The organism is Plantibacter sp. PA-3-X8 (genome assembly GCF_003856975.1).
GTDB lineage: Bacteria > Actinomycetota > Actinomycetes > Actinomycetales > Microbacteriaceae > Plantibacter > Plantibacter auratus.
The window spans coordinates 1,486,740-1,511,016 of the sequence record NZ_CP033107.1 but is presented as its reverse complement, the minus strand read 5'-3'; the positions used below and the strand labels follow the sequence as shown (position 1 = coordinate 1,511,016).

Genomic DNA, 24,277 nt, shown 5'->3' with positions numbered 1-24,277 from the left:
CCAACCCGAACGTTGCCTGAATTCTCGACGCTTGTCGGCCGGGCGGCCGACGTCCGCTGACAGACTGCGGACATGACCGATCAGCATGCCAAAGCCGTCCTCCTCAACTCCCTCCACGAGCCGGGTTCCCCGCTCATCGTCACCAACGTCTGGGACGCCATCACCGCGAAGGTCGTCTCCGAAGCCCCCGGCGTCGTCGCCCTCGCCTCGGCGAGCCACTCGGTGTCGAACGTCCGCGGGCTCGAAGACGGCGGCGGCCTCGACGTCGATGAGGCGATCGCCGCCGCGAAGATCATCGTGGGCGCCGTCGACCTGCCGGTGACGATCGACTTCGAGAAGGGCTACGCTTCCGACGCGGCCGGAGTTCGCGAGAACGTCCGCCGCCTCATCGTCGAGTCGGGTGCCGTCGGCATCAACCTCGAGGACTCCGTCGGTGCCGCGAAGGCCCCGCAGTTCCCGATCGAGGAGGCCGCGGCCCGCGTCGCCGCCGCTCGCGCCGGAGCAGAAGACGCGGGCATCCCGCTCGTCATCAACGCCCGGGTCGACACCCTCGCAGGCGACCCCGAGGCGTGGGACGAGGCCGTCGCGCGCGCCAACGCCTACCTCGAGGCCGGTGCGGACGTCGTCTTCTTCCTCGGACTCGGCACGGAGGAGCTCGTCGCCAAGGCGATCGAGCAGGTGCACGGACGCATCTCCGTCATCGGCTACCCCGGCGCGGTCCCGCTCAAGCGCCTCGCCGAACTCGGCGTCTCACGCGTCAGCTTCGGCCCGGGCACGCTCGGCCTGACGCTCGCCGCCCTCCAGCGTGCGGCGACCGGCCTCACCGAGCTCGGCGAGTACCCCGAGGACCTCGGCTTCTCCTTCGAGCTCTGAGCCTCGACTGACGACCCGTTCTCAGGAGGATCCGGGCGTGGCGCCAAGTGACCTCGGCGGCGCGCCCGGGGACTCCTGAGACAGGGTCGCGGGTTCCGGTCAGGACGTCAGGAACCAGTACCAGATGATGAGCATCGTGATGAGGAAGCCCGTCAGGAAGTTGAGACGGAGGAACCGCTTCCACCCCGCGTTGGCCCGTTCGGCGTCCTCCTCGCGGAGGTTCCAGAACGGCAGCACACTCGCGGCGTAGGGCAGCGCGAGCAGGCCGGCCAGCGGGATGGGCCACGGGGTCACGAGCATCAGCGCACCGCCGGCCAGGTAGGCGACGAAGGCGAACCGGACGGTCGCCGCCGCGCCGATGACCGTCGCGATCGAGCCGATCCCGCCCTCCCGGTCGGCGATGATGTCCTGCACCGCACCGAAGGCGTGGCTGGCGATCCCCCAGAGGAAGTAGCCGACGAGCAGCGCCCAGAGCGCGGGCGTGAAGACCGCACCGGCGAGGACGAGGCCGTAGACCGCCGGGCTCACGAAGTGCGTGCTCGAGGTGAGCGAATCGATGAACGGCCGCTCCTTGAACCGCAGGCCGGGTGCGCTGTACGCGATGAGCGCGAACACGCTGATCGCGAGGACGAGCCACGACAGCGGCGACCCGATGACGACGAGGTAGACGAGGAACGGGACGTTCGTCACGACCGCCGCGAAGATCGTCAACCGGTGCATCCGGCGGTCCAGGACCGCGCCCTCGACGCCGCCCTTGCGCGGGTTCCGCAGGTCGGACTCGTAATCGAAGACGTCGTTGATGCCGTACATCGCGAGGTTGTACGGGATGAGGAAGTACAGCGTCCCGAGCCAGAACGTGAGGTCGAGTTCACGCGTGGTCAGCAGGTACGCCGCTGCGAACGGGTACGCGGTGTTGATCCACGACAGCGGTCGGGAGGACAGCACGAGCTGGCCGAGTCGGTTCATGCCGGGTCCTCCTGGGACGGGGATGGGGAGACGGGAGCAGGGGTTCGGCGCTCGAGGAGCACCCAGAGCGACGGGAGCAGGACGGCCGCGGCGATGGCGTAGGCGAAGTCCTCGAGGGGCGCGATGCCGATGAAGGCGCCGGAGATGAGTGCGGGGTCGTAGCCGACGAGCCCGATGCCGATCATGATGTTGTCGAACAGCGCGGTCATGAGCAGGAGGACGACGAGCCCACCGCCCACCGCGAGCAGCCAGGTGCCCGCCGACAGACCGGTGGATCGCGGTCCGTTCGCACGGCGTCGATCGAGCCGCACGACCGCGAGCAGGGCGACGACCGCCACGACGGCGAGGAACCATGCGTTGAGGGCCCAGTAGGTCATCGTCCGCTCACCTCGGCGGTACCGGTCGCCCGGCGGGACACCCGGCCGAGCGTGTGTCGCGCCGCACCGAACAGGTTCATCGTGAGGTAGCAGAGCAGCGTCAGGAAGAAGACCTCCTCGATCGGCAGCTCGGGCGCGACCTGCAGCCCGGTCATGAACGAGGTCTCACCGCGGAAGAAGATGCCGGTGCCGATACCGAGCAGGTCCCACACGAGGAAGAACACGACGCCGATCGGCAGGATGATCGCGGCCCGCCGTCGGTCGGCCCAGAAGAACAGCCGGAACCGCCGGTCGAGCATGACCATCCCGGTGATCGAGACGAGCAGCGCCAGCAGGTACAGCAGACCCATCAGCCGGTCGCCTCGGCGCGCGCGCGCAACGGCTCCGCCATCGGGCCGGTGGTGATGTCGCCGCGCATGCGCTTCACGACGAGCTCCGCGCTGATGAGGCACATCGGCAGACCGATGCCCGGGATGGTGGAGCCACCGGTGTAGAACAGGCCGTCGACCTTCTTGCTGACGTTGCCGCTCCGGAACATCGCGCTCTGCGAGAGGATGTGCGCCGGCCCGAGGGCGGTGCCCTTCCAGACGTTGAGGTCGGTCGCGAAGTCGGCCGGGCCGACGTCGCGACGCACCACGATACGCTCGGCGAGGTCGGGGACGCCGGCCCACTCGGCGATCTGCGCGATGGCGGCGTCGCCGATCTCCGCGACCCGGGCGTCTCCACCGCCACCGATGGACGGATCGGCCGGGACCGGGACCAGGATGAACAGGTTCTCGTGGCCGTCGGGTGCGACGCCCGCATCGGTCGCGCTCGGGCGGCAGACGTACAGCGACGCGGGGTCGGGCACGCTCGTCTCCTCGCCGAAGATGCGGCCGAAGTTGTCGCGCCAGTCGGCCGTGAAGAACAGGCTGTGGTGCAGCAGTTCCGGCAGCTCACCGCGGACGCCGAGCATGACGAGCACGGCTCCGGGGCCGGCGGTGCGCTTCTCCCAGTACTCGGCCGGGTAGGTCTGGAGTTCGCGGGGAAGCAGCGTCGTCTCGGTGTGGTGCAGGTCGGCGGCGGACACGACGCGGTCGGCGCGGAGCAGCTGCCGACGACCGTCGGCGTCGAGGTAGTTGACGCCGTCGACCCTGGCGCGGCGGCCGGCGGGCATCGTGGTGATGCCGGTGACCTCGGCGCCCGTGATGATCTCCACACCCTCGGCGCGGGCCAGCTCGGCGATCGTCTCGATGATCCGCGAGAAGCCGCCCTGCGGGTAGAGCACGCCGTCCTCGAGGTCGAGGTAGCTCATGAGGTGGTACATGCTCGGCGCCTCGAAGGGCGAGGAGCCGAGGAACACGGCCGGGTAGCCGAGGATCTGCTGCAACCGGACGTCGGAGACGGTGCGCGCGGCCAGGGTGTCGAGGTCCTCCGTGAGGAGCTTCGCGAGCTTCGGCATCCGGGCGAGGACCTCACGGCTCGCGAGCGTCCGGTACGACTCGAACGTCGTGTACAGGAAGCTCCGGATGGCGATCTCGTACGTCTCCTTCGCGCTGCGGAGGTACTCGTCCATCTTCGCGCCGGCACCGGGCTCCACCGACTCGAACAGGGCGAGGTTGCCGGCCCGGTCGGCGGCGAGGTCGAGGTGCCCGTCGCGGCCCTCCGAGTAGACGCGGTAGGCCGGGTCGAGTCGCCCGAGGTCGAGCTGCTCGGCGGCAGAGGTGCCGAGGAGCCGGTAGAAGTGGTCGAAGACCTCCGGCATGAGGTACCAGCTCGGGCCGGTGTCGAAGGTGAAGCCGTCCTGCTCCCAGGTGCCGGCGCGGCCGCCGAGCACCTCGCGTCGTTCGAGCAGCGTGACCCGCTGGCCGTCGCGGGCGAGGAGGGCTGCGGTGGCGAGACCGCTGATGCCGCCGCCGATGACGACGGTCCGGTTGTGGGAGGTGGTCATGACTGCGAACTCTCGTCGATCGTCGGGATGGAGGCGGTGGTGCCGGTCGTGGCCGGTGTGCGACCGGCGAGCGCGCCGGCGGCGATGCGGAGCTTGACCGGGTCGGGCACCCGGACACGCGTGCGGACGAGCGCCGAGGCCGGCGTCGTCCGGATGCGTCGGGCGAGTTCCGAGAAGAGCTCCTGGGCGAGGGCGACCGCGCGACGGCTCGACTTCGGCAGCCGCCCGAGGACCGCTGCCGAGCGGTCGAGATCGGCTTCGACGTCGTCGAGCAGGCTGTGCTTCTGCGCCTCGGTGAGCTCGTCGACGGCGACACCCGGGAAGTAGCTGCGGCCGAGCTCGTCGTGGTCGGCCGAGAGGTCGCGGAGGAAGTTCACCTTCTGGAAGGCGGCACCGAGACTCCTGGCGCCGACGACGAACGCGGCGCGCTGGGCGTCGTCGACGTCGTGGCCGCGCAGGAAGATCCGCAGGCACATGAGCCCGACGACCTCGGCGGAGCCGTACACGTAGTCGCGGAACGTCTCCGGCGTGTGGACGGTGCGCGAGAGGTCCGCACGCATGGACGCGAAGAACGGACGGGTGAGGTCGGCCTCGATCCCCGCCGACCGCGCCGAGATGGCGAAGGCGTGGACGACGAGGTTGCTGCTGTACCCCGTCTCCATCGCGTCCTCGGTGTCCTGTTCAAGCGCGTCGAGCATGCGGAGGACCCGCTCGGGGTCGAGCCCGGCTGCCGCGGCCACGCCGTCGACGATCTCGTCGGCGATGCGGACGAGTGCGTACACGTTCTCGACGTCCTGGCGGATGTCGCCACCCAGCAGTCTGGCCGCCAGTCCGAAGGACGTGGAGTACCGACGGATGACGATGCTGGCGGTCTCCTGCGCGACCCGGTCGTACAGCTGTCGTGCGTCGCCGACCGCCGAGGCGTCGTCGGCCGGTCGCCCGGTCCCGTCCCCTGCTGCGGTCATCGCGACCGCTCGAGCACAGTGGCGACGATGGGGCGGAGCTCGTCGCGGAGCTGCGCCGGGATGCTCGGCGAAGCCAGCTGCTCCCAGGCGCGGTTGGCGTAGTCACCGGCGAGCAGGGTCGCGTGCTGGCGGGCGCCGGTCGTCGTGAGGACGTCGCGCAGGACGGCGGCACCCTCCTCGTCGAGGTCCGGGTCGCCGAAGAGGTGCTCGACGGCGTGCCACTCGGGCTGCTCCGCCGCGAACGCCACCATGACCGTCAACTTGCCCTCGCGGAGGTCGCCGATCGTCGTCTTACCGGTCGTCTTCGAGTCGCCGAAGACGCCGAGGACGTCGTCGATGATCTGGTAGGCGATACCGATCTGCTGCCCGAACGCTCCGAGCGCGTCGATCGTCGCCTCCGGAGCGCCGGCCAGGACGCCGCCCGACTGCAGGGGCGCCTCGAACGAGTAGTAGGCGGTCTTCAGGCGCTCCATGCGGATGATGTCGTCGACCGTCGGGACGACGCCGCCGACCGTGAAGTCGACGTCGGCGAGCTCGCCGGCCGCCGAGGCGGAGATCGCGTCGTCGAGGATCTCGCGCAGGCGGGTGCGGACCGCGTCGGCGCTCCCGGCGCGGTCGATCAGGCGGTAGGACGCGGACAGGGCGAGGTCGCCGGCGATGACGGCGACGGACATGCCGCGGTGCTCGGCGAGCGGCAGCGGGATGCCCGCGGTCTGCGCGATGTCGCGGTAGCTGCCGGAGACGTTGGGGCTGCCGCGCCGGACGAAGTCGCGGTCGATCACGTCGTCGTGGACGATCAGCGCGGTGTGCAGGAGTTCGTAGGCGGCGGCGACGTGAGCCGCGGCGACGATGTCCGTTCCACCCAGCGCCTCGTAGGCCGTCATGACCATCCGTGGGCGGAACCGCTTGCCGCCGGCCATGCTGCGCTCGATGGTCTCCCAGAGCCGCAGATAGCCGGCGCCGCCGAACGACACCGCCTGCGTCTTCGCCAGTTCGAGGAAACGCTCGAGCGCATCCTCGACCTGATGCTGTTGTCGATAGGGCGCGTCGACGACGTGGTGGGTCTCCATATCACGAGGCTACTTCACGGAGCGGCGAGATTAGTACGCTAGCTGTCCATTCGCGTTCACCCCGATCGTCGGGGAGAATGGACGCATGTCGGTACCCGAAGAACTCGTCGTCCTGCTCGCCGAGGACGGCACCCGCATCGGCACCACGCCGAAGGCGACCGTCCACACGCTGGAGACGCCACTCCACCTCGCGTTCTCCTGCCACGTCATCGGGCCCGACGGTCGGATCCTCGTGACCCGCCGCGCGCTCTCGAAGCTCACGTGGCCGGGCGTCTGGACGAACTCGTTCTGCGGACACCCCGGCCCGGACGAGGACAGCGTGGACGCCGTACTGCGTCGGGCGAGCGCCGAGCTGGGCCTGCCGATCTCCGCGCCGGAACTGGTGCTGCCCGACTTCCGGTATCGCGCCGTCGACGCCTCGGGTGTGGTCGAGTACGAGATCTGCCCGGTCTACGTCGCCTACACGGACGCGACACCCGAGCCGAACCCCGACGAGGTCGTGGAGTGGGCCTGGGCCGAGCCCGAATCACTCCTCGCGTCCGTCGAGCAGGCGCCCTTCGCGTTCAGCCCGTGGCTGACGCTCCAGCTGCCGCTCGTCGTGCCGCTGCTCGCGGAGTCCACGGCCCGCTGAGTCGCCCGGATCTGCGCGGATCGAGCCGGTTTCCGAACAGATTCAGGCGACTGAGCGAGGTCAGGCGCCGCGGAGCGCTTCGACGGCCGCGGCGATCCGCTTGTCGCGCGTCGCATCCGTCTTCGCCAGTGCGACCGGCTCGGCCAGCGCGCGCTGTCGACTGAACGACAGGGCTCCGTAGGCGGCGAGCGCCTGCTCGTCTCCCGCGAGCGCGGTCTCGAGCTCGGGCGGCAGCGGGAACACGCGCGGTGCGTCGTCGACCTCGAGGTCCACGTCGACCTCGTCGCCTCCTGCGACCCCGGCGGCGGCGCGGTTGGCGGCGCTCAATGCGATCAGGTACCGGCCGCCCATCGGCGTGATGGTGCTGCGGTAGGTGGTCGCACCGACGGTGACGACGACGGGCACGCGCTTGCCACGATCCAGGCCCTCGACGACGGCGTCGGGGATGAGGATGCCGGTGTTGTTGCCCTGGAGTTCGATGACGGTGCGGAATCTCATGCGCTCAGTATGGCCCGGGGCCGCCTCGCGGTGAAGACCAGGACGAGGGAGCCGGCGACGACCGCGATCCCGAGCACTTGTCCGAGGCTCAGCGCTTCGCCGAGGACCACGAGGCCTGCCAGTACGGCGACGACGGGACTGAGCAGGCCGAGGAAGGACACTGACCCGACGGGCAGCGCGGCGATGCCACGGAACCACAGGGCGTACGCGAGGGCCGTGCCGACGAGGGAGAGGTAGGCGTACCCGCCGATCGCCGCTGCGTCCGGGGCGGCCGACGGAAGTCCCTCGACGACGAGCAGCACCGGCACGAGGACGAGACCGCCGGCGACGAGCTGCCAGGCGGTCAGCGCGAGGCCGGAGACCGGTGCGCCGCTGCCGGCGTTCGGGTCGAGGTCCGGGTTCGTGCGCCGACGCGCGCCGATCCGGCGGCCGACCTCCGGTCTCCCCCACCGCTTGCTCAGCACCGATCCGAGCGACATCGAGACCGCCCCCGCGAGTGCGGCGACGACGCCGACCGCGTCGAGACGCGCGTCGGCCTGCAGCACGATGAGGGCGACGCCCAGCACCCCGGCGAACCCGGCGACGACGCGACGTACGGTCAACGCCTCCCCCACCAGCAGGCTCGCGAGCACGGCGACGAGCACGGGCCCGATCGCCCCCATGGTCGCGGCGACCCCGCCGGGCAGTCGGTAGGCGGCGAGGAAGAGGAACGCGAAGAAGGCGCCGATGTTGAGCGTGCCGAGCACGAGCGACCGCCACCACCAGCCACCGACCGGCAGGGTTCGCGTGATCGCGAGGAGCAGGAGGCCCGCGGGCAGCGCCCGGAGCACGGCTGCCAACAGCGGTCGTCCCGGCGGGAGCAGTTCGCTCGTGACGAGGTAGGTGGTCCCCCAGCTGATCGGGGCGATGGCGGTGACGGCGGCGATACGGATTTGATTGCTAAGCACTGAGCAAGAATAGCTCAGTGCTAAGTGAATTGCTACGCTGGCTGCATGAGCACGCGCGTCGACGACATCCTGAGCCAGTGGCGGACCGAGCGACCCGATCTCGACGTCTCGCCCATGGCCGTCATCGGACGACTGTCGCGAGCGGCGACGGCGGTCGACGCCCGTCTGTCCTCGACCTTCGCCGAGCACGGTCTCGACAGCGCCTCGTTCGACGTGCTCGCCACCCTGCTCCGCGCCGGCTCACCGCACGAGCTCGCGCCGAAGGACCTCGCCCACTGGTCGATGGTGACGTCGAGCGCGATCGCCCAGCGCGTGAACAAGCTCGTCGAGCGCGGTCTCGTCACGCGCCGTCCGAGCGAGCAGGACGGGCGCGGCACGGTCGTCGCCCTCACCCCGGCCGGCAAGCGCCTCGTCGAAGCGGCTCTGCCCGATCATCTCGCCGCCGAGGAGCGTGTCCTCGACGGCTTCTCCACGGCCGAGCGCGAGCAGCTGGCGTCGTTCCTGGAGCGCCTGGCGCGCACCGACCCCTGAGTGTCGCGGTGGAGACGGATCCGCTCAGGCGATGCGGCGACCCTCGTTGTGCTCCTGCAGCCACCAGGTCACGCCCTCGTCGTCGGACACCCAGCTCTCCCAGGTGTACGAGTCCTCGGTGATGCCGCTGAAGTTCCATCGGATGAGCTTGTCGTCGTTCCGCGTGCCGTCCTGACGGATGCCGTCGGAGCGGTGCGGCGTCGCGACGAGCTGGCAGAACTCGCCGCGCCGTGGCTCGACGTAGTTCACCCGCCAGGCGCCCATCAACCGGTCGTAGACGCGGAGAGCCGTACTGACCGTCTCCCAGCCCGACGGTTCCGCGTCGTTCGCGACGAGCTGGACGTCCTGCACGGCCCGCCCCTCGAGGATGTACGACACGATCCAACGGAAGTCGGACTCGACCCACTCGCCACTCTCGTCGTCGAGGCGCTTCGAGTGGACGTCCCAGGACCCGACGAACTGCCCGAACCGGACCATGCGACGCGGGTAGAGCGGCGTCGGCCCGTCGGCGGTGATCGCGCGGGCGAAGTCGGGTCGCTCTGACGTGCTCATGGCGGGGCCTTTCTGCTGGTCCACCTGCCCGCCCGTCGTCGGGACGCCCGCCTCAGTCCTGCGTCAGCGCTGCGTCTCGCCGACGTCGGTCCGGTGGAAGTTCTGGAAGGAACGGGAGGCGGTGGGTCCACGCTGTCCCTGATACCTGGAACTGTACTCGCTCGAACCGTACGGGCGCTCGGCCGGTGACGTGAGCCGGAAGAAGCACATCTGCCCGATCTTCATCCCCGGCCAGAGCTTGATCGGCAGCGTCGCGACGTTGCTGAGCTCGAGGGTGACGTGGCCCGTGAAGCCCGGGTCGATGAAGCCGGCGGTGGAGTGCGTGAGGAGCCCGAGACGACCGAGCGAGCTCTTGCCCTCGAGGCGTGCGGCGACGTCGTCCGGGAGGGACACCCGCTCGTACGTGGACCCCAGGACGAACTCGCCGGGGTGCAGGATGAACGGCTCGTTCGGCAGCGTCTCGATGAGGCGCGTCAGCTCCGGCTGATCCTCCGCGGGATCGATGAAGGGGTACTTGTGGTTGTCGAAGAGGCGGAAGAAACGATCGAGGCGGACGTCGATGGACGACGGCTGGATCATCTCCGGCGAGTAGGGGTCGAGCGCGATGCGGGAGGCGTCGAGTTCGGCTTTGATGTCACGGTCCGAGAGCAGCACGGTGACAGTGTATCGGCCGGGAGCCCGATGCCTCGGGCCGGTGACGACGCCCGGATTCGCTACGATGCTCGCACGGCGACGACCTCCGCGACCCGGCGGAGACCTGTCGTGCCGCCCCAGCGACCTGGAGGTCTCCGATGACCAGACCGCACGTCCTCGTCCTGCAGCACGTCCCCTGGGAACGACCGGCGGTGCTCGGCGAGGTGCTGACGGCGTCGGGGATCGACTGGACGCTCGACACGATCGTCGAGCGTCGTGAGCTGCCGCCGGCGCGCGAGATCACCGGGTTCGACGGGCTCGTCCTCCTCGGCGGCCCGATGGGCGCGCTCGACGTGGAGGAGCACCCGGGTCTCGGGCTCGAAGCGCAGCTCGTGCGCGATGCGGCGGTGCTCGGCATCCCGGTGTTCGGGGTCTGTCTCGGGCATCAGCTCATCGCGACGGCCCTCGGAGCCACGCTCCACTCGGCGGCCGCGCACGAAGTGGGTGTCGGCGACGTCGAGCTCCTGACCGAGAGCGAACTCGGCATGCGGGGCGAGCGGCTGCCGGTGCTGCACTGGCATGGCGATGTCGTCGAGGCTCCGTATGGAGCGACGGTCCTCGCGTCGTCGCCGTCGACGCCGAACCAGGCGTTCCGGATCGAGGACCGGGTCTTCGCGACGCAGTTCCACCTCGAGGTCGACCCGCCGATGCTCGACCGGTGGCTCGCGGAACCGCTCATGCTCCGCGACCTGCCGTTCATCGCCGGGACCGCGGAGGAGGCGGCCGACCGCCTGCGGTCCGAGGTCGCCGCGGTGGCGGGTCCGATGCGGGAGGCCGGCGAGCGGTTGTTCGGGGCCTTCGCCGACGCGGTGCTCCGTCGGACGAGCGTGGACCCGTCACTGCGGTAGGACTCGGACAGCGCCCGGACACAGCACCCCGGACACAGCGAAGCGGCCGGCCCCCGGAGGGACCGACCGCTTCGCGAACTCGGATTCGAGTCAGAGGGCCTTGCGACCCGTGATCGTCCTGATCAGGAACGCGATGATCGCGATCGCGAGCAGCACGAGGCCGACCCACAGCAGGAAGTTGAGGGACTGGACGAACCCACCGGTGATGGCGAGAACGATGGCAACGACGATGACGATGATGAGCAGGATGTTCATGATGAAGCTCCTTTCGCAGAACTCCGTCCACCGTATGGGGGCCTGACCATTCCGTCCCGGGGGTTGACATCGTCCGAAGTCGTTCCGCTACGCGCGCGGAGCGCCCCTGCGTTGCACACCTCCACCCTCCTGCGTTCCGGTTTGCGCCAGCGCGGTGCGCTGACGCGAGCGCGGGCCACACGCGTGAGCGCGGGTCTCCGGAGGGTCGCGCCCACGCGCACGGGCCGCGCTGAAGCCTGATCCCGGGGGTTCGGACCAGCGCACCGCGCTGGCGCCGGTTCAGCACACCTCGGTCGGCAGCACCGCGCTGACCAGGGATTCCCGAGCTGCGGGTCGCCCCGGCGAGCTCCGCTAGAGGAGCCCCGGCTGGTCGGCGGGGTCGCCGTCGCCGGGCTCGGAGCCCGGGTCGTCCACCGTCGGCGCCGCCATCGGATCATCGCTCTCGGGAGCGTTGTCGGGCAGCGCTCGGGAGATCACCTCCTGTGCGTCGCCGATCGGGTCGTCCATCTCGTCTCGTGGGTCGCTCATGCTGATTCCTTTCCTCGTGTCCCGACGGTAACGCGGGACGCCTCACAGCCACACCCCCTGGCAGAACGGCCCGGTTCATCCTAGGAGCCGAGTGCCCGGGCCCGTCAGACCGGTGTCGATGCCGTCGTCGACGCCGCTTCCGCGAGTCGCTTCGCCGCTGCGAGCACGCGCGCACTCGCGAACGGCTCGACCGTCGGCGCCCCGGCCGCGTCGAACACCTCGATCCCGGAGGCATCGCGGTCGGACCGCGACCAGCCCGGCGACCCGTCTCGGACGAACGCCACGACCGCGCCGTGGATCCGGTCAGCGAGCTCCTGCGGCGCGTGCGGGCCCGCCACCCGGGTGACGTCCGGGTCGTCGAGCACGTCGAAGATGAACGGGACGTCGAGGCAGTGCTCCGCGATCCCGCTCACCGCCGAGCGCCACACGAAGTCGGAGACCCACGTCTCGGCGTCGTCCCGCAGCGCCAGCCAGCGGATGACGCGCTCACGGAACATGACGTCGCTCACGAAGCGCCCCGCGACGAGTCCCGTGCGTTCGCCGGGCTGGGTCGCGACGTACGCCTCGGCGAGCGGTTCCGGCACGCCCATGAGTTCCAGGGCACGCGTCGGCGCCACGGCGTCGAACTGGTCGAGCCGACCGGTGAAGAACCCGGCGAACTCCTCTCGGGTCGCGCTGACGAGCAACGGCTTGTCCGCGCCTCGTCCCGCGATCATGCCGGCTTCGACGGTGTCGACGACCAGCTCGCCGTCGACGACCGGGCCGAGACCGAGGCGGCCGTTCATCGTCGTCATCCCGCGGAGTACGGACTCCGGGTCGGTCGCACCGCCGGAGACGACCTCGAAGCCTTGGGCCTCGATCAGCGTGTCCTCCGGGACGCTTGCGAAGCCGGCCAGGGTCGCGGGCACGCCGAGGTGCTCGGCGAGTCGCCCGGTCAGGGCCTGCGCCTCGTGGAGCGGGACGTCGCCGGGGACTCCGGACACGGAGATCGCCCGCTGGAACAGCGGTTGCGCGGACGGCACCGTGAGCAGGGTCATGACGGACCCGCCGCCGGCGGACTGGCCCGCGATCGTGACCCGCCGCGGGTCGCCGCCGAACGCCGCGATGTTGTCACGCACCCACTCGAGCGCGAGGATCCAGTCGAGGACCCCGCGGTTGGCCGGGGCGTCGGGCAGCCAGCCGAAGCCGTCGAAGCCGAGGCGGTAGGACACCGAGACCGTGACGACGCCGTCGCGGTTGAAGGCCCGACCGTCGTACCAGGGGCTCGCGGGCGACCCGGCGATGAAGCCGCCGCCGTGGATCCACACGAGGACGGGTAGACCGGCACGGTCTGCGGCGGGTGTCGGGTCGGGCGTGAAGACGTTGACGTTGAGCGTCGAGTCGCCGGGGATCGACGGTTCCGGGATGGTCGTGATCTCGGCCAGGGCCTTCCGCTGCGGTGTCGCGCCGTAGGCGGTCGCGTCGAGGACGCCGTCCCAGGGCGCTTTGGGCTCGGGGGCCTGGAACCGTCTCGCTCCGGTCGGCGGCTCTGCGAACGGGATGCCGAGGAAGGCGACCGATCCGTCGGCGCGGCGCGTCCCGCGGACCGCTCCCGAGGTCGTCTGTGCGGTGGGCTGCTCGGGGCTGGAATCGGTCGTCATCGGCGGCTCCTCCGGGTACTCGGCCGCGCGCTCATCCGACGAGCGTCGCGTGGTGATCCGCCCAGTATGCCGCGTCACGCCCGAATCCCGTCCGATGTTCGGACTTCACCCAGCCGATCCACCCGATGCGTCAGCGCGGTGCGCTGACCCGAGCGCGCCCCGGAGCTGTGAGCGCGGGTCTCTGGAGACCCGCGCTCACGTCCGATGCACCGCGCTCACGTCAGCGCACCGCGCTGGCCAACCCGACAGGTGCGGGGTTGGCGAGCGGGGTTACGCGACGATTGCCGCGCGGAGCGCTGCTGCGGAGGCCGCAGGGTCGTCGGCCGAATAGATCGCACCACCGGCGACGGCGACCTGCGCGCCCGCCTGCTGCACCGACGCGATCGTCGACACGTTCACGCCACCGGCGACCGAGAACGGCACGGCGGCCGCTTCACCGTCGGACAGGAGCGTCTGGAAGGTGAAGCCCTCCTCCGCCTGCTCGTCGAGACCGGCGTGCATCTCGACGAACGCGGCGCCGAGAGCGGTGACCTCCTTCGCGCGCTGCACCTTGTCGGCGACCCCGATGAGGTCGACGACGACGGACTTGCCGTGCGCCTTCGCGGCCTTCACGGCGCCGACGATCGTGCTGTCACCGGCGGTCCCGAGGACGGTGACGATGTCCGCACCGGCGGAGAAGGCGATGTCGGCTTCGAGCTCACCGGCGTCCATGGTCTTGAGGTCGGCGAACACGATCTTGTCGGGGTGGGCGTCCTTGACCGCGGTGACGGCACGCAGGCCCTCGCTCTTGATGAGGGGCGTGCCGAGCTCGAGGATGTCGACGTAGGGCGCGACCTTCCCGGCGAGTTCGAGGGCTGCCTCGGTGGTGAGGACGTCCATGGCTACCTGGAGCTTCATGTGGTGCTGCTTTCTGTCGTGATGAGATGCGTCCGACGTCTGCCGGGCGCGTTGGAAGGGATCGGGGTGACTACTCGAGGTTCGCGTGGCGCGGCCACAGCTCCTCGGCGCTGACGCCGTCGGACTGCCAGAGCGCATGGAAGAACGCGTCGCCGAGCAGCATGACCGCCTGCTCGAAGAGGCTCCCCGAGTACTGCACGGAACGCGTGCCGCCGTGGTCGGTCTTCTGCGCGGCGGGGACGACGATCGTCTCGGCGGCCAACTCGGCGAGCGGGGATGCGGGGTCGGTCGTGATGGCGATCACCTGTGCCCCGACGGAGACGGCCGTGTCCGCAGCGCGGACCACACCCGTCGTCGTACCGGAGCCGCTGGCGACGATCAGGACGTCACCCGAGGTGATGGCGGGCGGCGTCGTCTCGCCGACGACGTGCACGGTGAGCCCGAGGTGCATGAGTCGCATCGCGGTCATCCGGAGCGCGAGACCGGAACGACCGGCACCGGACACGAACACGCTGTCCGCCGTTCGCAGGCGGTCGAGTGCGCCGGCGAAGGGAGCCGGATCGGCCTCCAGCAGGCTCGACACGGTGCGATGCAGCTCGGCGTCGATCGCGGCGAGCGCCCCCTGGACCGTCGAGGTCGCAGGCGTCACCGACGTGGATGGAGGGACGGTGGGGTTCGTCATCCCTCCATCCTGGGCGTGATCGGGTAGGTGCACCGCTGCTCGCCCGAACGGTTCCACCTACCCGAACGGGTGGGCCTGGATCGATGGGATAGGGTGCGGACATGAGCGAACGCACTGTCACCTACCCGGTCGAGCTGCTCGACGGCCTGGCCTCCGTCGCATCGAGCTCGCTGCTGCGCATCGCCGGTGCGTTCCGGGAAGTCCTCGAGCCGGTCGTCGCCCATTCCGCGCTCGTGATCTTCACCGAGGACTGCACCGGTCGCCCCCGGAAGAAGGCCGGCGACCCGGCGATCGTCGAGGGCGTCACGATCGCCGAGCTCGACGCGGTCCGACAGCGCACCCCGCGCGGGCCGGTCACCCCGGTGACCGCCGATGCCGGACCACACGCCGACCGGCCGACGTCGGCGGTGATCGCAGGCGCGGAACGTCCGATCGCGGCGTGGTTGGCCGACACCGGCGCCCTCCTCGTCCTGACCGACCCGGAGGGACCGATCGACGACCGGCTCGTCGGCGCCCTCTGGGAGGTCGTCGCGGCCGGTATCCGACAGCAGGTCGCGACGGCGGCCCCAGACTACCTCCGCGACTCGCGGGCCGCGTCGAGCGAGCGGGCCGGCGCCATCGCGGAACTCACCGACGCCCATGCGACGACGCTGGAGTCGATCCTCGCGGTCACCAGGTCGCGGCAGACGTCGCCGGAGGACGCCCGAACGGCCGTGACCGAGATCGCTTCGGCCGCGATGGTCGAGCTGCGGGCGGTGTCCGACCGTGACCGCCAGCTGGCCGAGGAACCGGTCGCGCGCGCCTTCGCCAGACTCCGCGAGGACCTCCGCCCGCTGGCCCGCTTCGGCGGTCCCGAGGTCCAGTTCATCGAGCCGCCCGTCGACGGTCGAGCCCTCCCCGGTGAGGTGGCGCACGCCGGACGGGCGATCGTCCGCGGCACGGTCCTCGCGCTCGTCGAGCAGTCGTCAGTCGGGCGGGTCCGGGTGCAGTGGGACTGCGACGGTAGCAACCTGCTCATCGGGATCCGCGACGACGGCCCCGGCGAGTTGACCGTCGACACCCCGAGCGTGCAGCAGCTCAGCGCTCGGGTCAGCGCCCTCCGCGGCAGTCTCGATGTCCAGGCGACGCCCGGGTGGGGCTCGGAGCTGCACGTGACACTGCCGCTCGATCCGCCGCCCGCGACGCAGACGCGCGCAGACTCGGCCGCCGCGCTGACCGAGCGCGAGTGGAGCGTCGCCGAGCTCGCCGCCGGCGGAGCACGGAACCGGGCGATCGCCGAGACCCTCAGCATCAGCGAGAACACCGTGAAGTTCCACATCGCGAACGTCCTGCGGAAGCTCGGCGTCGCGAGCCGCGTCGAGCTGGCGGCAGCGTTGGCCGCCAGCCGCTGAGCCCGTGCAAGCTCCCTCGCCGCCTACCGCTTCGAGCTCGTACGGCCCGGGTCGCGATCCCGGTCGCCGAACCGTCGTGTGATGAGCGCCCAGCCGAGGATCCAGCTCCCCAACGCCGTGACCAGCCACACCACCAGCGGTGCGAGCACCCAGGCCAGGACACCGCGGATGTGGAGGCCGCCGGGGAGGATCGACGCGAGGAAGAGCGACACGAGCGTCGTCACGAGTCCGATGCCGCCGAGGATCGCCGAGGCGTAGCGCCGCGCGAGGCGGAGGATGAAGGGCCCGAGGACGCCCTGCGCGATCGTGAAGACGACGACGGCGAAGATGAAGCCGCCGAGCGACAGACGGACGCCGGGCACGACCCAGTCGGCGACGAGCAGCCCGATCGCCGAGGACAGCAGACTGACGGCGATGCTGAGCAGGAAGCGGGTCATGTGCCGACCCTAGCGCTGGGTGTCGGCCGCGTCGAGAGCGCGACTGAGGGGAGGCGGATCGTCGCCTGGCGAACGGCCGGACGACGACATGCCTCCCCTCAGGAGTGCCGGGACGGCTCAGTCGAGAGCGAGCACGCGCCCGGTGCCGACCCCCTCGACGGCACGGACGAACGCCAGGCCGACCACGTCGGAGGCGACGGGCGCGAAGCCCGGGAATGCGTCGTGGTAGCCGGTGGCCTCGGCGAGCACCGTGGGGCTGACGGCGTTGATGCGGATGCCGCGCGGGAGTTCCGGGGCGGCACCGATCACGAAGGACTCGACCGCTCCGTTGGCCATCGAGGCCGCCGCCCCCGTCGCGATCGGCTCGCGAGCGAGGATGCCCGTCGTGAGCGTGAAGGAGCCGCCGTCCCGGACGAACGGCGTCCCGATCCGCACGACGTCGAGCTGGCTGAGCACCTTGCCGAGGAAGGCCGCGCGGTAGTCGTCGCGCGTCAACTCCTCGACGGGTTTGAACGGGACCGATCCGACGGCGACGATCACCGCGTCGACCTCGCCAACCCCGGCGAACAGCGCCTCGATCGACGCCTCGTCGGTGGTGTCGACGGCCGGCGCCGTCGAGCGCGACACCGCGATCACCTCGTGACGCTCCGCGAGGGCGTCCTGCGCCGCTCGTCCGACATGTCCACTCGCACCGATCAACAGGATTCTCATGCGGGCGACGCTAGCACCGGCGTCGGACGACGGCACCGGCGCCCGACGCAGGGCACCGTCAGTGGGCGTCGTCCATCCCGGTGACGTGGACGGCGTAGCCGTGGCAGCCGGCGAGCTTCCAGTCGTACGGTTGATCGTCGGGGTTCGTCCCCCACCGGGCCAGGAAGGCGGCGTCGGTCGTCTCGCTCATGACCATGCCGAAGAGTGGATCCAGGATCTTCGATCGGTCGTTCGTCCACGCATACCAGAACCCCTGATCAGCCATGCACTTCGCGATGATCTGCTGCTGTGCCTCCCAGATCCCATTGTTCGCCTCGCCCCACTCGTTGGTCGGCGGGATCACGATGGACGCCGGGTCGGTGGTCGCGTCGTACCAGCCCTCCGGCGTCTGCGAGTAGTCGACGCCGGACGCCGGCGAGACGGGTTCGCCAGCGTCCGGCGTGGCAGTGGGATCCGCGGGCACCACGGGTTCGACGGGCGGGAGTTCGTCGAGCGACGCTGCGGCCTCGGCGACCGCTTCGAAGGACCGCGCGTCGTCAGCGGCCGCCTGGGCGTTCGACACCCCGATGAACACCCCGCCGGCCGCCACCGCGAGCACCCCGCTCATCGCGATGCCGAGCCCGATCCGTCGACGGAGCGTTCCGGGACTCCGGCGGACGGGTGCCGCCTCCTGCGCCGCGTCCGGCCCGTCGTGGATCTCGTTCGCGCTCATGCCGTCTTCCTCTGCGCCGACGTCGCTGCGTCCCGCTCCGTCGTTCGACGGCCCCCCGGCCACCACCACACGGCGGCTCCGATGAACCCGAGTGCAGCACCCACGCCGATCGCCACGCTCATCACCCACCACGGTTCGAGCCCGGCCCCGTGCGAGCTCAGGCGGGACACGATGAGCACGCCGGTCGCGCTGACGCGGTACATGATGTCGCCCGCGAGCACGCCGATGAGGACCGCTGCGGGCGCCAGGAGCCCCGCGCCGAGCCATCGACTGCGTCGCCGCAACGACAGCACGAGCCCGACCATGCCCAGGACCGCGGCGATCGCCACACCGAGCGCGCCCGCCGGCACCTCGACGACGTCGCCGATGACGAGCGCACGGAGGATGCGGACGAGGAGGAACAGTGCCGCTCCGGTGACCAGGACGCCGCCCGTCACCACGAGGGCTGCGAGGACGTCGCCGGCCCGCCGCATGCCGAGCGGCATCGGATCGACGCCGTGGCCCGCACGCAACTGCCCGGAGCGCCACGAGAGGTCATGCGGGATCCCGCGGATGGCCCGCAGCATGATGTCGCGCCGCAGCCGCTGCGGCGTGACGCCCGCCTCCTGGGCCCAGACGGCGTGCTCGTGCAGGTCGGATGCGATCTCGTCGCGCCGCTCCCCGGCGACGTCGGGCGAGAGGTCGCGCGTGTACCACCCGCACCAGTTCAGGACCCGGTGGGCGGCCGCGCGGTACTCCGGCGTCCGGATGGCGGTCATGCGATCGCCCCCTGCGTCCACGCCGCACCCGCCGGCCTCGCCGCGGCGGCCTGCTCACCGGCGATCCTCGCGTGCTCCCGATCCCGGGCCGTCGCTCCTTCGCCCGTGATCCGGTACAACCGTCGGCGGGGGCGACCCTCCGCCTCCGCGATCTCCGGTTCCTCCCAGGTCGCTTCGATCAGGCCGGCGTCCGCCATCCGCGACAGAGCCTTGTAGAGCGTGCCGTGCGCGGTGAGGGCGGCGTCCCCGGCTTCGGCGAGCTGCTTCGCGAGGGCGAACCCGTAGAAGCTCCCCTCGGTCGACTGCAACACGGTGCCGACGTCGAGGATGTCGAGCTCGAGCGGGAAGAGCGTGCCGGGTCGTCTGCGTACCATGGAGCCACTATAGGAAGATAGGTTCCGATACGTCAACTCCGGATCCGCGGACGCATCGGTCGAGGACGACTAGCTCCCGTCGCGGAGGTCCGTCGGGGGCGCTGCACCGAACGCGATCTCGTCGAACCGCGCCTCGCAGGGCGGACCGAGCGGCGCCTGCGAGAGGAACCCGACGCGCACCGGGGCATCGCTGTGCAGACGGAAGACGCGGACGAAGTCCCACGTGACACCGTCGGGCGAGCTGTGGAACGCCCACGCCTCACCGAGGCGACTGACACGCATCCACACGTGGTCGGCCGTGACGTGCGTCGAGTTCACGTCGTCCGACCAGGTGTTCGTCACGACGCTCACCACCATCGCCTGCCCCTGCGGCGACTGCTCGAAGCAGAGCTTGGCCCAGTGCTCGTCGTCGATCCAGAGTGCGAGGGCACCGGCGTCGAAGGTGCTGCGCTCACTCACGACAGCGACCCGCGCCGAGAGCGTGAAGTGTTCGGGTGCGTCGAAGGCGAGCGCCGTGGCACGCAGCTCACGCGGCCCACCGAGCGAGCTGTTGCTCCAGTCGACGCCGGCGGCGGAGGTGAGGGTGAGCGCTCCGGCATCGGCGTCGAACGATGCGATTCCGGGGGTCGAGGTCCAGGCGAGGTCGGGAAGCCCGTCGATGCGGGTCACGTCGGTCTGCATGGTCCGACCCTATCGGGACCGCACGTTCCCCTGAGTCGCCCGGATCTGCTCGGCATCCGGCCGACTCCGTGCAGATCCGGGCAGCTCAGCGAGGCGCCGGGACGTCGACGACGCGTTCCTCCCCGACGGCTACGGCGAGCGAACCGTTGGAGGCCGACGCGACGTCGGCCTGGAGCCGCTCCAGCTCCGCCGGCGGCACCCACAGTTCCAGCTCCGCCTGCGCCCCGTAGGTCTGATCGCCGAGCGTCGCGCCGTGGCTACCGGCCCAATCGCGCAGCAGGTTGTCGTACCGCCCGGCCTCGGCGTGCGGGACGACGAGGGTCGCGCGGGTCAGCGTCTCACGGCGCACGAGCGCGGCGAGGTCGAGCGTCTCCGAGGCCGCCGACGAGTACGCACGGACGAGCCCGCCCGCCCCGAGCTTGACGCCGCCGAAGTACCGCGTGACGACGACCACCACGTCGGTCAGCTCGCGCCGCCGGATGACCTCGAGGATCGGCATCCCCGCCGTGCCGGACGGTTCACCGTCGTCGGACGAGCGGGCCTGGTCGCCGAGCAGCCCGGTGACCATCGCGACGCAGTGGTGTCGCGCGTCCCACGCCTGCTTCTTCGCCCGCGCGATGACCGCTTCGGCGTCCTCCGGCGACGCGACCGGGTGAGCGAGGCCGAGGAAGCGCGACTTCTTGATCACGAGTTCGTGCTCGACCGGCGCGGCGATCGTCGCCGGGTACTGCCGCGCGGTGGTCATCCGTCCGAGCGTACTCGGCCGGTCGATGAGGCCCGTTCGGCCTACGGCCGCAGCACGTCGTCGGCCGGGTGGGCCTGCACGTGCCCACGGACGAAGATCAAGCCGATCACGGCCACGAGCATGATGAGCAGGTTGGCCGGACCGGCGATCGCCAGGAACACGCTCTGACCGGCGGCGGCTCCCGCGTGGTCGATCCCACCGGTCGAGAGGAAGAGCGTCGGGTCGTAGAGTCCGTGGATCAGGATCGGCCAGATGAGGTTGCCGGTCACCCGGAGCGTCAGGTACATGCACACGCCGAATCCGAAGGTGTAGACGACGGTCACGAGCACGGTCGTGACCGGTTGGCCCGACAGGAGGTTGGAGGCGTGCAGCAGGGCGAAGACCAGCGAGGAGACCACCATGACGATCCACTCCGAGCTGCCGGCGTCGCGCAGCATCTTCACGACCAGGCCGCGGGTCAGGATCTCCTCGGCGAACCCGATGAACACCCCGGACAGCATCGCGACAGCGACCACGGAACCCTCGTAGCTCCCGTAGTCGATGCCGAGCAGGCGCAGGACGACCGCGGCGAGGATCACGATCGGTGCGACCCACATCCACCACCGGCCGCGGATGGGCTGCCTTCCGAACAGCTCCCGGAACCATCCGACCGAGAGGACGAAGCCGGCCAGGAGGAGGGAGCCGACGACGAGCGGCAGCATGAGCCCGAAGAACACGCTCTGCGGGGTCGCGAAGACGTCCTCGCCGATCTGCGAGCCGAAGAGCTGCCCGACGACCCATCCGGCACCGAGGTACAGGGCGAGGTAGACGATCGCCAGCAGGAACGCCCGCCCGACACCGCCCTTCGCCCAGAAGTCGTGCCATCCGCTGGTGGTGAGTGTCCGCTGACCGCTGTGCCCGTGACCTCTGTGCTCGCCCATGCGTCGATCCAACCACTCAACCGACCCGACCGTCGCGCGATCGGGGACTTCAGTCGGCGAGCGCCGCCGCGGCGTTGCTCCAGACCGCGTAGAGGACGAAGCCGCCGAGGGCCAGGAGCCCGAGCACCGGTTGCGCGAGGACGATGACCGCCCAGGCGGCCAGGAGGACAAGCGAGAGCAGCGAGGTGCCTGGCCGACGGACGGTCCGGACGGGCCCGCCGAGCAGCTGGGCCCGGAACCGCAGGCCCGGAGCGGCCGCCAGCCCGGCGAACACGCCGAAGGCTGCGAGGACCGCGACCAGCAGCACGACGACGAGCAGCGGCCCGAGCAGCATCGCGAACGGCGTCCCCCACACAGCGACGATGTCGATCACGACGATGAACGTGAGCGCGCACACGAGCGACCACACGGCGAGCGCCGGACGCCAGGTCCGCAGGAGGCCGATCCCGACCTCCCGCAGCGGCCCGGCATCGGCGGCATCGCGCGACCGCTGGAACGCCCAGCAGCCGGCGGCGAAGGCGGGGCCGAGCGGGAGCGAGCACAGCAGCAGGAACGGCCAGCTCGCGAGCGGCTCGGCGACGAGGACGATCGCGGCCGCCAGCGGGAGCGCGCCGATCCCGACGCCGACGCCGACCATGAGGGATCGGTACACGACGCCGAACACCGACTCGAAGGTCTCCCGGCGCGGCTGCAGCAGCCCGCGCACGCCGCCGGCACGGTTGTCCGCACGCCGATCGGTCACCGCGCTCATCCCTTCATCCCGCTCGTCGCGATGCCCTGGATGAAGTAGCGCTGGCCGAGGAGGAAGATCAGCACGATCGGGATGACGGAGACGACGGACCCGGCCATGATGAGCGCGTATTCGGCGTCGTACTGCCCGACGAAGGAGCGCAGACCGAGCTGCACGGTCCAGAGGTCGTTGCTCGTCAGGTAGATGAACGGACCCATGTAGTCGTTCCAGGTGGAGACGAAGGTCAGCAGCGCGAGGCTCGCGAGCGCCGGCTTCGTCAGCGGCAGGATGATCCGCCACCAGATCGCGTACTCGTTGAGGCCGTCGATGCGGGCGGCCTCGCTCAGTTCGTCGGGGATGGTCAGGTAGTACTGCCGCATGAGGAAGACCCCGAAGGCGCCGAACGCCTGCAGCAGGATGATCGAGAGGTGCGTGTTCACGAGGCCGGCGTTCTGCATCATGATGTACTGCGGGATCATGTAGGCCTGCCACGGCACCGCGATCGTCGCGATGTAGGCCACGAACAGCACGTCACGTCCCTTGAAGTGCATCTTCGAGAAGCCGTAGGCGGCGAAGCTCCCGGTGAGCACCTGCAGGATCGTGATGGTGACCGACAGGAACAGCGAGTTCTTGAGGTAGGTCAGCATCGGGATGCGGGTCCAGATGTCGACGTAGTTCTGCCAGACGAACTCGGTGGGGATCCACTGGACGGGGATCGAGAACACCTCGTTGTTCTGCTTGAGCGACGACGAGACCATCCAGAAGAACGGGACGAAGATGATCGCCGTCAGCGCAGCGAGCATGACGTAGATGAGCACGCGGCGCAGCGGCGAGATCGGACCGTGGCGGCGCACCCGGGTGCGCTTGCCTCCAGCACCGGGCAGCACGGGCGGGGTGATGGCGTCGGTGACCTCGGCGATCGCGACCTCCGCCTGCGACGGGACCGTGGACGAGGCACGCGTGGTGGCACTGGTCGACATCAGCGTTCCTTCCTCTGCTGCAGCTTGAACTGGACGACGGTGAAGACGAGCACGATGACGAACAGCACGAGCGAGATCGCCGAGGAGTATCCGAAGCGGTTCTCGGTGATGCCCTCGCGGTAGATGAGCTGCGAGAGGACGAGCGTGGACCGGCCTGGGCCGCCTCCCGTCATGACGACGATGAGGTCGAACACCTTGAAACTCGCTATCGTCACCATGATGAGGACGAAGAACGTCGTCGGACGCAGCGACGGGATCGTGATGTTCCAGAACCGCTGCCAGGCGTTCGCACCGTCGACCTCGGCGGCCTCGTAGTACTCCTGCGGGATCGCCTGGAGCCCCGCGAGGTAGAGCACCATGTAGTAGCCCATGTCGCGCCACACGCTCGTGATGATCACCGCGGGCATCGCCCACGCGGAGCTCGTCGTCCAGCCGGGCGGGTCGGCGACACCGATGAGCTCGAGGAACTGGTTGATCGGGCCGGCGGTGGGGTTGAAGAGCATGTTCCACACGACGGCGACGGCGACGAGCGAGGTGATGTACGGGAAGAACATCGCGGTGCGGAAGAAGCCCAGGCCGCGCAGCTTGCGGTTGAGGAGCAGTGCCAGACCGAGGGACGCGAGGATCGTGAGCGGGATGTGGCCGGCCGCGTAGTAGGCGGTGTTGCCGAGTGCGATCCAGAAGGACTCGTCACGCATCATGCGGGCGAAGTTCGCGAACCCGACCCACTCGGGCGGTGAGTACGAGTCCCACTTCATGAACGCGATGACGAACGCCGCGCACATCGGGATGAGGGTCAGGAGCGCGAAGCCGATGAAGTTCGGCAGGATGAAGCTCCAGCCGACGAGCGCATTCCTGCGGACGCGACTGCTGGAGCGGGTGCGTTGCGGTGGGGCTGCGATCGCCATGACGAGCCTTTCGAGGACGGTGGTGCGGGGTCGGTGGGGACGCGCCG

31 protein-coding genes are annotated in these 24,277 nt (G+C 70.3%); 5 read left to right on the top strand and 26 right to left on the bottom strand.

Going from position 1 to position 24,277, the window contains the following annotated elements; all coding sequences use genetic code 11:
• Positions 1-72: 72 nt before the first annotated feature.
• Entirely contained in the window at positions 73-873 is an 801-nt protein-coding gene (locus tag EAO79_RS07300; protein WP_064297138.1) for an isocitrate lyase/phosphoenolpyruvate mutase family protein, read from the top strand.
• A gap of 99 nt (positions 874-972) precedes the next feature.
• Here the strand turns inward: EAO79_RS07300 and EAO79_RS07295 are convergent, their stop codons facing one another.
• Genes EAO79_RS07295 through EAO79_RS07270 form a run of 6 tightly spaced genes read right to left on the bottom strand, consistent with a single transcriptional unit; the run spans position 973 to position 6,181 of the window.
• Positions 973-1,839, bottom strand: coding sequence for a prenyltransferase (locus tag EAO79_RS07295; RefSeq protein ID WP_079704931.1), 867 nt, complete (start codon positions 1,837-1,839; stop codon positions 973-975).
• On the bottom strand, positions 1,836-2,216 hold the full coding sequence (locus EAO79_RS07290; RefSeq protein WP_124768559.1) for a lycopene cyclase: 381 nt from the start codon (positions 2,214-2,216) through the stop codon (positions 1,836-1,838). The genes EAO79_RS07295 and EAO79_RS07290 overlap by 4 nt, the downstream gene beginning before the upstream one ends.
• Positions 2,213-2,566 carry a lycopene cyclase domain-containing protein gene (locus EAO79_RS07285; RefSeq protein WP_079704929.1) on the bottom strand — a complete coding sequence of 118 codons (354 nt, stop codon included), beginning with the start codon at positions 2,564-2,566 and terminating at the stop codon, positions 2,213-2,215. The genes EAO79_RS07290 and EAO79_RS07285 overlap by 4 nt, the downstream gene beginning before the upstream one ends.
• Positions 2,566-4,146, bottom strand: a complete 1,581-nt coding sequence (crtI, locus tag EAO79_RS07280) for a phytoene desaturase family protein (RefSeq protein ID WP_124768558.1) — start codon at positions 4,144-4,146, stop codon at positions 2,566-2,568. The genes EAO79_RS07285 and crtI overlap by 1 nt, the downstream gene beginning before the upstream one ends.
• On the bottom strand, positions 4,143-5,111 hold the full coding sequence (locus tag EAO79_RS07275) for a squalene/phytoene synthase family protein (RefSeq protein WP_124768557.1): 969 nt from the start codon (positions 5,109-5,111) through the stop codon (positions 4,143-4,145). The genes crtI and EAO79_RS07275 overlap by 4 nt, the downstream gene beginning before the upstream one ends.
• A complete protein-coding gene (locus EAO79_RS07270) occupies positions 5,108-6,181 on the bottom strand; it encodes a polyprenyl synthetase family protein (RefSeq protein WP_124768556.1) in 1,074 nt (357 codons plus the stop codon). The genes EAO79_RS07275 and EAO79_RS07270 overlap by 4 nt, the downstream gene beginning before the upstream one ends.
• 85 nt (positions 6,182-6,266) lie before the next feature.
• On the opposite strand from EAO79_RS07270, the gene idi reads away from it, so the two are divergent.
• Positions 6,267-6,812 (top strand): isopentenyl-diphosphate Delta-isomerase, encoded by a 546-nt coding sequence (idi, locus tag EAO79_RS07265; protein ID WP_064297132.1) that lies wholly within the window; start codon positions 6,267-6,269, stop codon positions 6,810-6,812.
• Between the two features lie 60 nt (positions 6,813-6,872).
• Here the strand turns inward: idi and EAO79_RS07260 are convergent, their stop codons facing one another.
• Positions 6,873-7,310 carry a YdeI/OmpD-associated family protein gene (locus tag EAO79_RS07260; protein ID WP_124768555.1) on the bottom strand — a complete coding sequence of 146 codons (438 nt, stop codon included), beginning with the start codon at positions 7,308-7,310 and terminating at the stop codon, positions 6,873-6,875.
• A complete protein-coding gene (locus tag EAO79_RS07255) occupies positions 7,307-8,257 on the bottom strand; it encodes an EamA family transporter (protein WP_124768554.1) in 951 nt (316 codons plus the stop codon). The genes EAO79_RS07260 and EAO79_RS07255 overlap by 4 nt, the downstream gene beginning before the upstream one ends.
• Before the next feature lie 45 nt (positions 8,258-8,302).
• Here EAO79_RS07255 and EAO79_RS07250 point away from each other — a divergent pair, with 45 nt between their 5' ends.
• The gene (locus tag EAO79_RS07250; RefSeq protein WP_124768553.1) at positions 8,303-8,788 is read left to right on the top strand and encodes a MarR family winged helix-turn-helix transcriptional regulator; all 486 of its coding nucleotides are present in this window, start codon (positions 8,303-8,305) and stop codon (positions 8,786-8,788) included.
• 24 nt (positions 8,789-8,812) lie between these two features.
• Here the strand turns inward: EAO79_RS07250 and EAO79_RS07245 are convergent, their stop codons facing one another.
• The gene (locus EAO79_RS07245) at positions 8,813-9,340 is read right to left on the bottom strand and encodes a hypothetical protein (protein ID WP_071261813.1); all 528 of its coding nucleotides are present in this window, start codon (positions 9,338-9,340) and stop codon (positions 8,813-8,815) included.
• A gap of 63 nt (positions 9,341-9,403) precedes the next feature.
• On the bottom strand, positions 9,404-9,994 hold the full coding sequence (gene dcd, locus EAO79_RS07240; protein WP_056009122.1) for a dCTP deaminase: 591 nt from the start codon (positions 9,992-9,994) through the stop codon (positions 9,404-9,406).
• A gap of 137 nt (positions 9,995-10,131) precedes the next feature.
• Between dcd and EAO79_RS07235 the strand changes: the two genes are divergently transcribed.
• Positions 10,132-10,881 carry a type 1 glutamine amidotransferase gene (locus tag EAO79_RS07235; protein WP_079704920.1) on the top strand — a complete coding sequence of 250 codons (750 nt, stop codon included), beginning with the start codon at positions 10,132-10,134 and terminating at the stop codon, positions 10,879-10,881.
• 90 nt (positions 10,882-10,971) lie between these two features.
• On the opposite strand, the gene EAO79_RS19050 is transcribed toward EAO79_RS07235, so the two are convergent.
• From EAO79_RS19050 to hxlB, 5 genes are all read right to left on the bottom strand, one after another.
• Entirely contained in the window at positions 10,972-11,136 is a 165-nt protein-coding gene (locus tag EAO79_RS19050; protein ID WP_162852292.1) for a hypothetical protein, read from the bottom strand.
• A 351-nt stretch (positions 11,137-11,487) separates the two neighbouring features.
• The gene (locus EAO79_RS19045) at positions 11,488-11,664 is read right to left on the bottom strand and encodes a hypothetical protein (protein ID WP_159877459.1); all 177 of its coding nucleotides are present in this window, start codon (positions 11,662-11,664) and stop codon (positions 11,488-11,490) included.
• Between the two features lie 104 nt (positions 11,665-11,768).
• The gene (locus EAO79_RS07230; RefSeq protein WP_124768552.1) at positions 11,769-13,304 is read right to left on the bottom strand and encodes a carboxylesterase/lipase family protein; all 1,536 of its coding nucleotides are present in this window, start codon (positions 13,302-13,304) and stop codon (positions 11,769-11,771) included.
• Between the two features lie 270 nt (positions 13,305-13,574).
• Positions 13,575-14,201, bottom strand: a complete 627-nt coding sequence (gene hxlA, locus EAO79_RS07225; RefSeq protein ID WP_064297125.1) for a 3-hexulose-6-phosphate synthase — start codon at positions 14,199-14,201, stop codon at positions 13,575-13,577.
• Positions 14,202-14,271: 70 nt separating this feature from the next.
• Entirely contained in the window at positions 14,272-14,883 is a 612-nt protein-coding gene (gene hxlB, locus EAO79_RS07220) for a 6-phospho-3-hexuloisomerase (protein WP_124768551.1), read from the bottom strand.
• A 101-nt stretch (positions 14,884-14,984) separates the two neighbouring features.
• Here hxlB and EAO79_RS07215 point away from each other — a divergent pair, with 101 nt between their 5' ends.
• Positions 14,985-16,274, top strand: a complete 1,290-nt coding sequence (locus EAO79_RS07215) for a LuxR C-terminal-related transcriptional regulator (RefSeq protein ID WP_124768550.1) — start codon at positions 14,985-14,987, stop codon at positions 16,272-16,274.
• Between the two features lie 23 nt (positions 16,275-16,297).
• On the opposite strand, the gene EAO79_RS07210 is transcribed toward EAO79_RS07215, so the two are convergent.
• The 11 genes from EAO79_RS07210 to EAO79_RS07160 form a co-directional block, all read right to left on the bottom strand.
• Positions 16,298-16,711 carry a phage holin family protein gene (locus EAO79_RS07210; protein ID WP_124768549.1) on the bottom strand — a complete coding sequence of 138 codons (414 nt, stop codon included), beginning with the start codon at positions 16,709-16,711 and terminating at the stop codon, positions 16,298-16,300.
• 117 nt (positions 16,712-16,828) lie between these two features.
• Positions 16,829-17,422, bottom strand: coding sequence for a short chain dehydrogenase (locus EAO79_RS07205; RefSeq protein WP_124768548.1), 594 nt, complete (start codon positions 17,420-17,422; stop codon positions 16,829-16,831).
• Positions 17,423-17,480: 58 nt separating this feature from the next.
• A complete protein-coding gene (locus EAO79_RS07200) occupies positions 17,481-18,134 on the bottom strand; it encodes a hypothetical protein (RefSeq protein ID WP_124768547.1) in 654 nt (217 codons plus the stop codon).
• Positions 18,131-18,892, bottom strand: coding sequence for a hypothetical protein (locus tag EAO79_RS07195; RefSeq protein ID WP_124768546.1), 762 nt, complete (start codon positions 18,890-18,892; stop codon positions 18,131-18,133). The genes EAO79_RS07200 and EAO79_RS07195 overlap by 4 nt, the downstream gene beginning before the upstream one ends.
• Positions 18,889-19,266, bottom strand: coding sequence for a PadR family transcriptional regulator (locus EAO79_RS07190; protein ID WP_124768545.1), 378 nt, complete (start codon positions 19,264-19,266; stop codon positions 18,889-18,891). Before EAO79_RS07190 ends, EAO79_RS07195 begins: the two co-directional genes overlap by 4 nt.
• A 69-nt stretch (positions 19,267-19,335) precedes the next feature.
• Entirely contained in the window at positions 19,336-19,947 is a 612-nt protein-coding gene (locus EAO79_RS07185) for a DUF1349 domain-containing protein (RefSeq protein WP_124768544.1), read from the bottom strand.
• Between the two features lie 85 nt (positions 19,948-20,032).
• Positions 20,033-20,692, bottom strand: a complete 660-nt coding sequence (locus tag EAO79_RS07180; protein WP_124768543.1) for a YigZ family protein — start codon at positions 20,690-20,692, stop codon at positions 20,033-20,035.
• A gap of 41 nt (positions 20,693-20,733) precedes the next feature.
• Positions 20,734-21,612, bottom strand: coding sequence for a CPBP family intramembrane glutamic endopeptidase (locus EAO79_RS07175; protein WP_124768542.1), 879 nt, complete (start codon positions 21,610-21,612; stop codon positions 20,734-20,736).
• Positions 21,613-21,661: 49 nt separating this feature from the next.
• Positions 21,662-22,363 (bottom strand): hypothetical protein, encoded by a 702-nt coding sequence (locus EAO79_RS07170; RefSeq protein ID WP_124768541.1) that lies wholly within the window; start codon positions 22,361-22,363, stop codon positions 21,662-21,664.
• Complete coding sequence (locus tag EAO79_RS07165; RefSeq protein ID WP_079704907.1) at positions 22,360-23,322, bottom strand: carbohydrate ABC transporter permease; 963 nt, start codon at positions 23,320-23,322, stop codon at positions 22,360-22,362. The genes EAO79_RS07170 and EAO79_RS07165 overlap by 4 nt, the downstream gene beginning before the upstream one ends.
• Positions 23,322-24,230 carry a carbohydrate ABC transporter permease gene (locus EAO79_RS07160; protein ID WP_124768540.1) on the bottom strand — a complete coding sequence of 303 codons (909 nt, stop codon included), beginning with the start codon at positions 24,228-24,230 and terminating at the stop codon, positions 23,322-23,324. Before EAO79_RS07160 ends, EAO79_RS07165 begins: the two co-directional genes overlap by 1 nt.
• Between the last annotated feature and the right edge of the window lie 47 nt (positions 24,231-24,277).

What these genes read in the sequence shown, in the direction of transcription:
- EAO79_RS07285 (WP_079704929.1), bottom strand. Translation starts at nt 2,566, where the DNA reads ATGGGTCTGCTGTACCTGCTGGCGCTGCTCGTCTCGATCACCGGGATG.
- EAO79_RS07270 (WP_124768556.1), bottom strand. Translation starts at nt 6,181, where the DNA reads ATGGAGACCCACCACGTCGTCGACGCGCCCTATCGACAACAGCATCAG.
- crtI (WP_124768558.1), bottom strand. Translation starts at nt 4,146, where the DNA reads ATGACCACCTCCCACAACCGGACCGTCGTCATCGGCGGCGGCATCAGC.
- EAO79_RS07300 (WP_064297138.1), top strand. Translation starts at nt 73, where the DNA reads ATGACCGATCAGCATGCCAAAGCCGTCCTCCTCAACTCCCTCCACGAG.
- EAO79_RS07210 (WP_124768549.1), bottom strand. Translation starts at nt 16,711, where the DNA reads ATGACCCGCTTCCTGCTCAGCATCGCCGTCAGTCTGCTGTCCTCGGCG.
- EAO79_RS07190 (WP_124768545.1), bottom strand. Translation starts at nt 19,266, where the DNA reads ATGGTACGCAGACGACCCGGCACGCTCTTCCCGCTCGAGCTCGACATC.
- EAO79_RS07160 (WP_124768540.1), bottom strand. Translation starts at nt 24,230, where the DNA reads ATGGCGATCGCAGCCCCACCGCAACGCACCCGCTCCAGCAGTCGCGTC.
- idi (WP_064297132.1), top strand. Translation starts at nt 6,267, where the DNA reads ATGTCGGTACCCGAAGAACTCGTCGTCCTGCTCGCCGAGGACGGCACC.
- EAO79_RS07215 (WP_124768550.1), top strand. Translation starts at nt 14,985, where the DNA reads ATGAGCGAACGCACTGTCACCTACCCGGTCGAGCTGCTCGACGGCCTG.
- EAO79_RS07235 (WP_079704920.1), top strand. Translation starts at nt 10,132, where the DNA reads ATGACCAGACCGCACGTCCTCGTCCTGCAGCACGTCCCCTGGGAACGA.
- hxlA (WP_064297125.1), bottom strand. Translation starts at nt 14,201, where the DNA reads ATGAAGCTCCAGGTAGCCATGGACGTCCTCACCACCGAGGCAGCCCTC.
- EAO79_RS07180 (WP_124768543.1), bottom strand. Translation starts at nt 20,692, where the DNA reads ATGACCACCGCGCGGCAGTACCCGGCGACGATCGCCGCGCCGGTCGAG.
- EAO79_RS07260 (WP_124768555.1), bottom strand. Translation starts at nt 7,310, where the DNA reads ATGAGATTCCGCACCGTCATCGAACTCCAGGGCAACAACACCGGCATC.
- EAO79_RS07195 (WP_124768546.1), bottom strand. Translation starts at nt 18,892, where the DNA reads ATGACCGCCATCCGGACGCCGGAGTACCGCGCGGCCGCCCACCGGGTC.
- EAO79_RS07175 (WP_124768542.1), bottom strand. Translation starts at nt 21,612, where the DNA reads ATGGGCGAGCACAGAGGTCACGGGCACAGCGGTCAGCGGACACTCACC.
- hxlB (WP_124768551.1), bottom strand. Translation starts at nt 14,883, where the DNA reads ATGACGAACCCCACCGTCCCTCCATCCACGTCGGTGACGCCTGCGACC.
- EAO79_RS07290 (WP_124768559.1), bottom strand. Translation starts at nt 2,216, where the DNA reads ATGACCTACTGGGCCCTCAACGCATGGTTCCTCGCCGTCGTGGCGGTC.
- EAO79_RS07185 (WP_124768544.1), bottom strand. Translation starts at nt 19,947, where the DNA reads ATGCAGACCGACGTGACCCGCATCGACGGGCTTCCCGACCTCGCCTGG.
- EAO79_RS07275 (WP_124768557.1), bottom strand. Translation starts at nt 5,111, where the DNA reads ATGACCGCAGCAGGGGACGGGACCGGGCGACCGGCCGACGACGCCTCG.
- EAO79_RS07295 (WP_079704931.1), bottom strand. Translation starts at nt 1,839, where the DNA reads ATGAACCGACTCGGCCAGCTCGTGCTGTCCTCCCGACCGCTGTCGTGG.
- EAO79_RS07200 (WP_124768547.1), bottom strand. Translation starts at nt 18,134, where the DNA reads ATGAGCGCGAACGAGATCCACGACGGGCCGGACGCGGCGCAGGAGGCG.
- EAO79_RS07205 (WP_124768548.1), bottom strand. Translation starts at nt 17,422, where the DNA reads ATGAGAATCCTGTTGATCGGTGCGAGTGGACATGTCGGACGAGCGGCG.
- EAO79_RS07165 (WP_079704907.1), bottom strand. Translation starts at nt 23,322, where the DNA reads ATGTCGACCAGTGCCACCACGCGTGCCTCGTCCACGGTCCCGTCGCAG.
- EAO79_RS07245 (WP_071261813.1), bottom strand. Translation starts at nt 9,340, where the DNA reads ATGAGCACGTCAGAGCGACCCGACTTCGCCCGCGCGATCACCGCCGAC.
- EAO79_RS19050 (WP_162852292.1), bottom strand. Translation starts at nt 11,136, where the DNA reads ATGAACATCCTGCTCATCATCGTCATCGTCGTTGCCATCGTTCTCGCC.
- EAO79_RS07250 (WP_124768553.1), top strand. Translation starts at nt 8,303, where the DNA reads ATGAGCACGCGCGTCGACGACATCCTGAGCCAGTGGCGGACCGAGCGA.
- EAO79_RS07170 (WP_124768541.1), bottom strand. Translation starts at nt 22,363, where the DNA reads ATGAGCGCGGTGACCGATCGGCGTGCGGACAACCGTGCCGGCGGCGTG.
- EAO79_RS19045 (WP_159877459.1), bottom strand. Translation starts at nt 11,664, where the DNA reads ATGAGCGACCCACGAGACGAGATGGACGACCCGATCGGCGACGCACAG.
- EAO79_RS07230 (WP_124768552.1), bottom strand. Translation starts at nt 13,304, where the DNA reads ATGACGACCGATTCCAGCCCCGAGCAGCCCACCGCACAGACGACCTCG.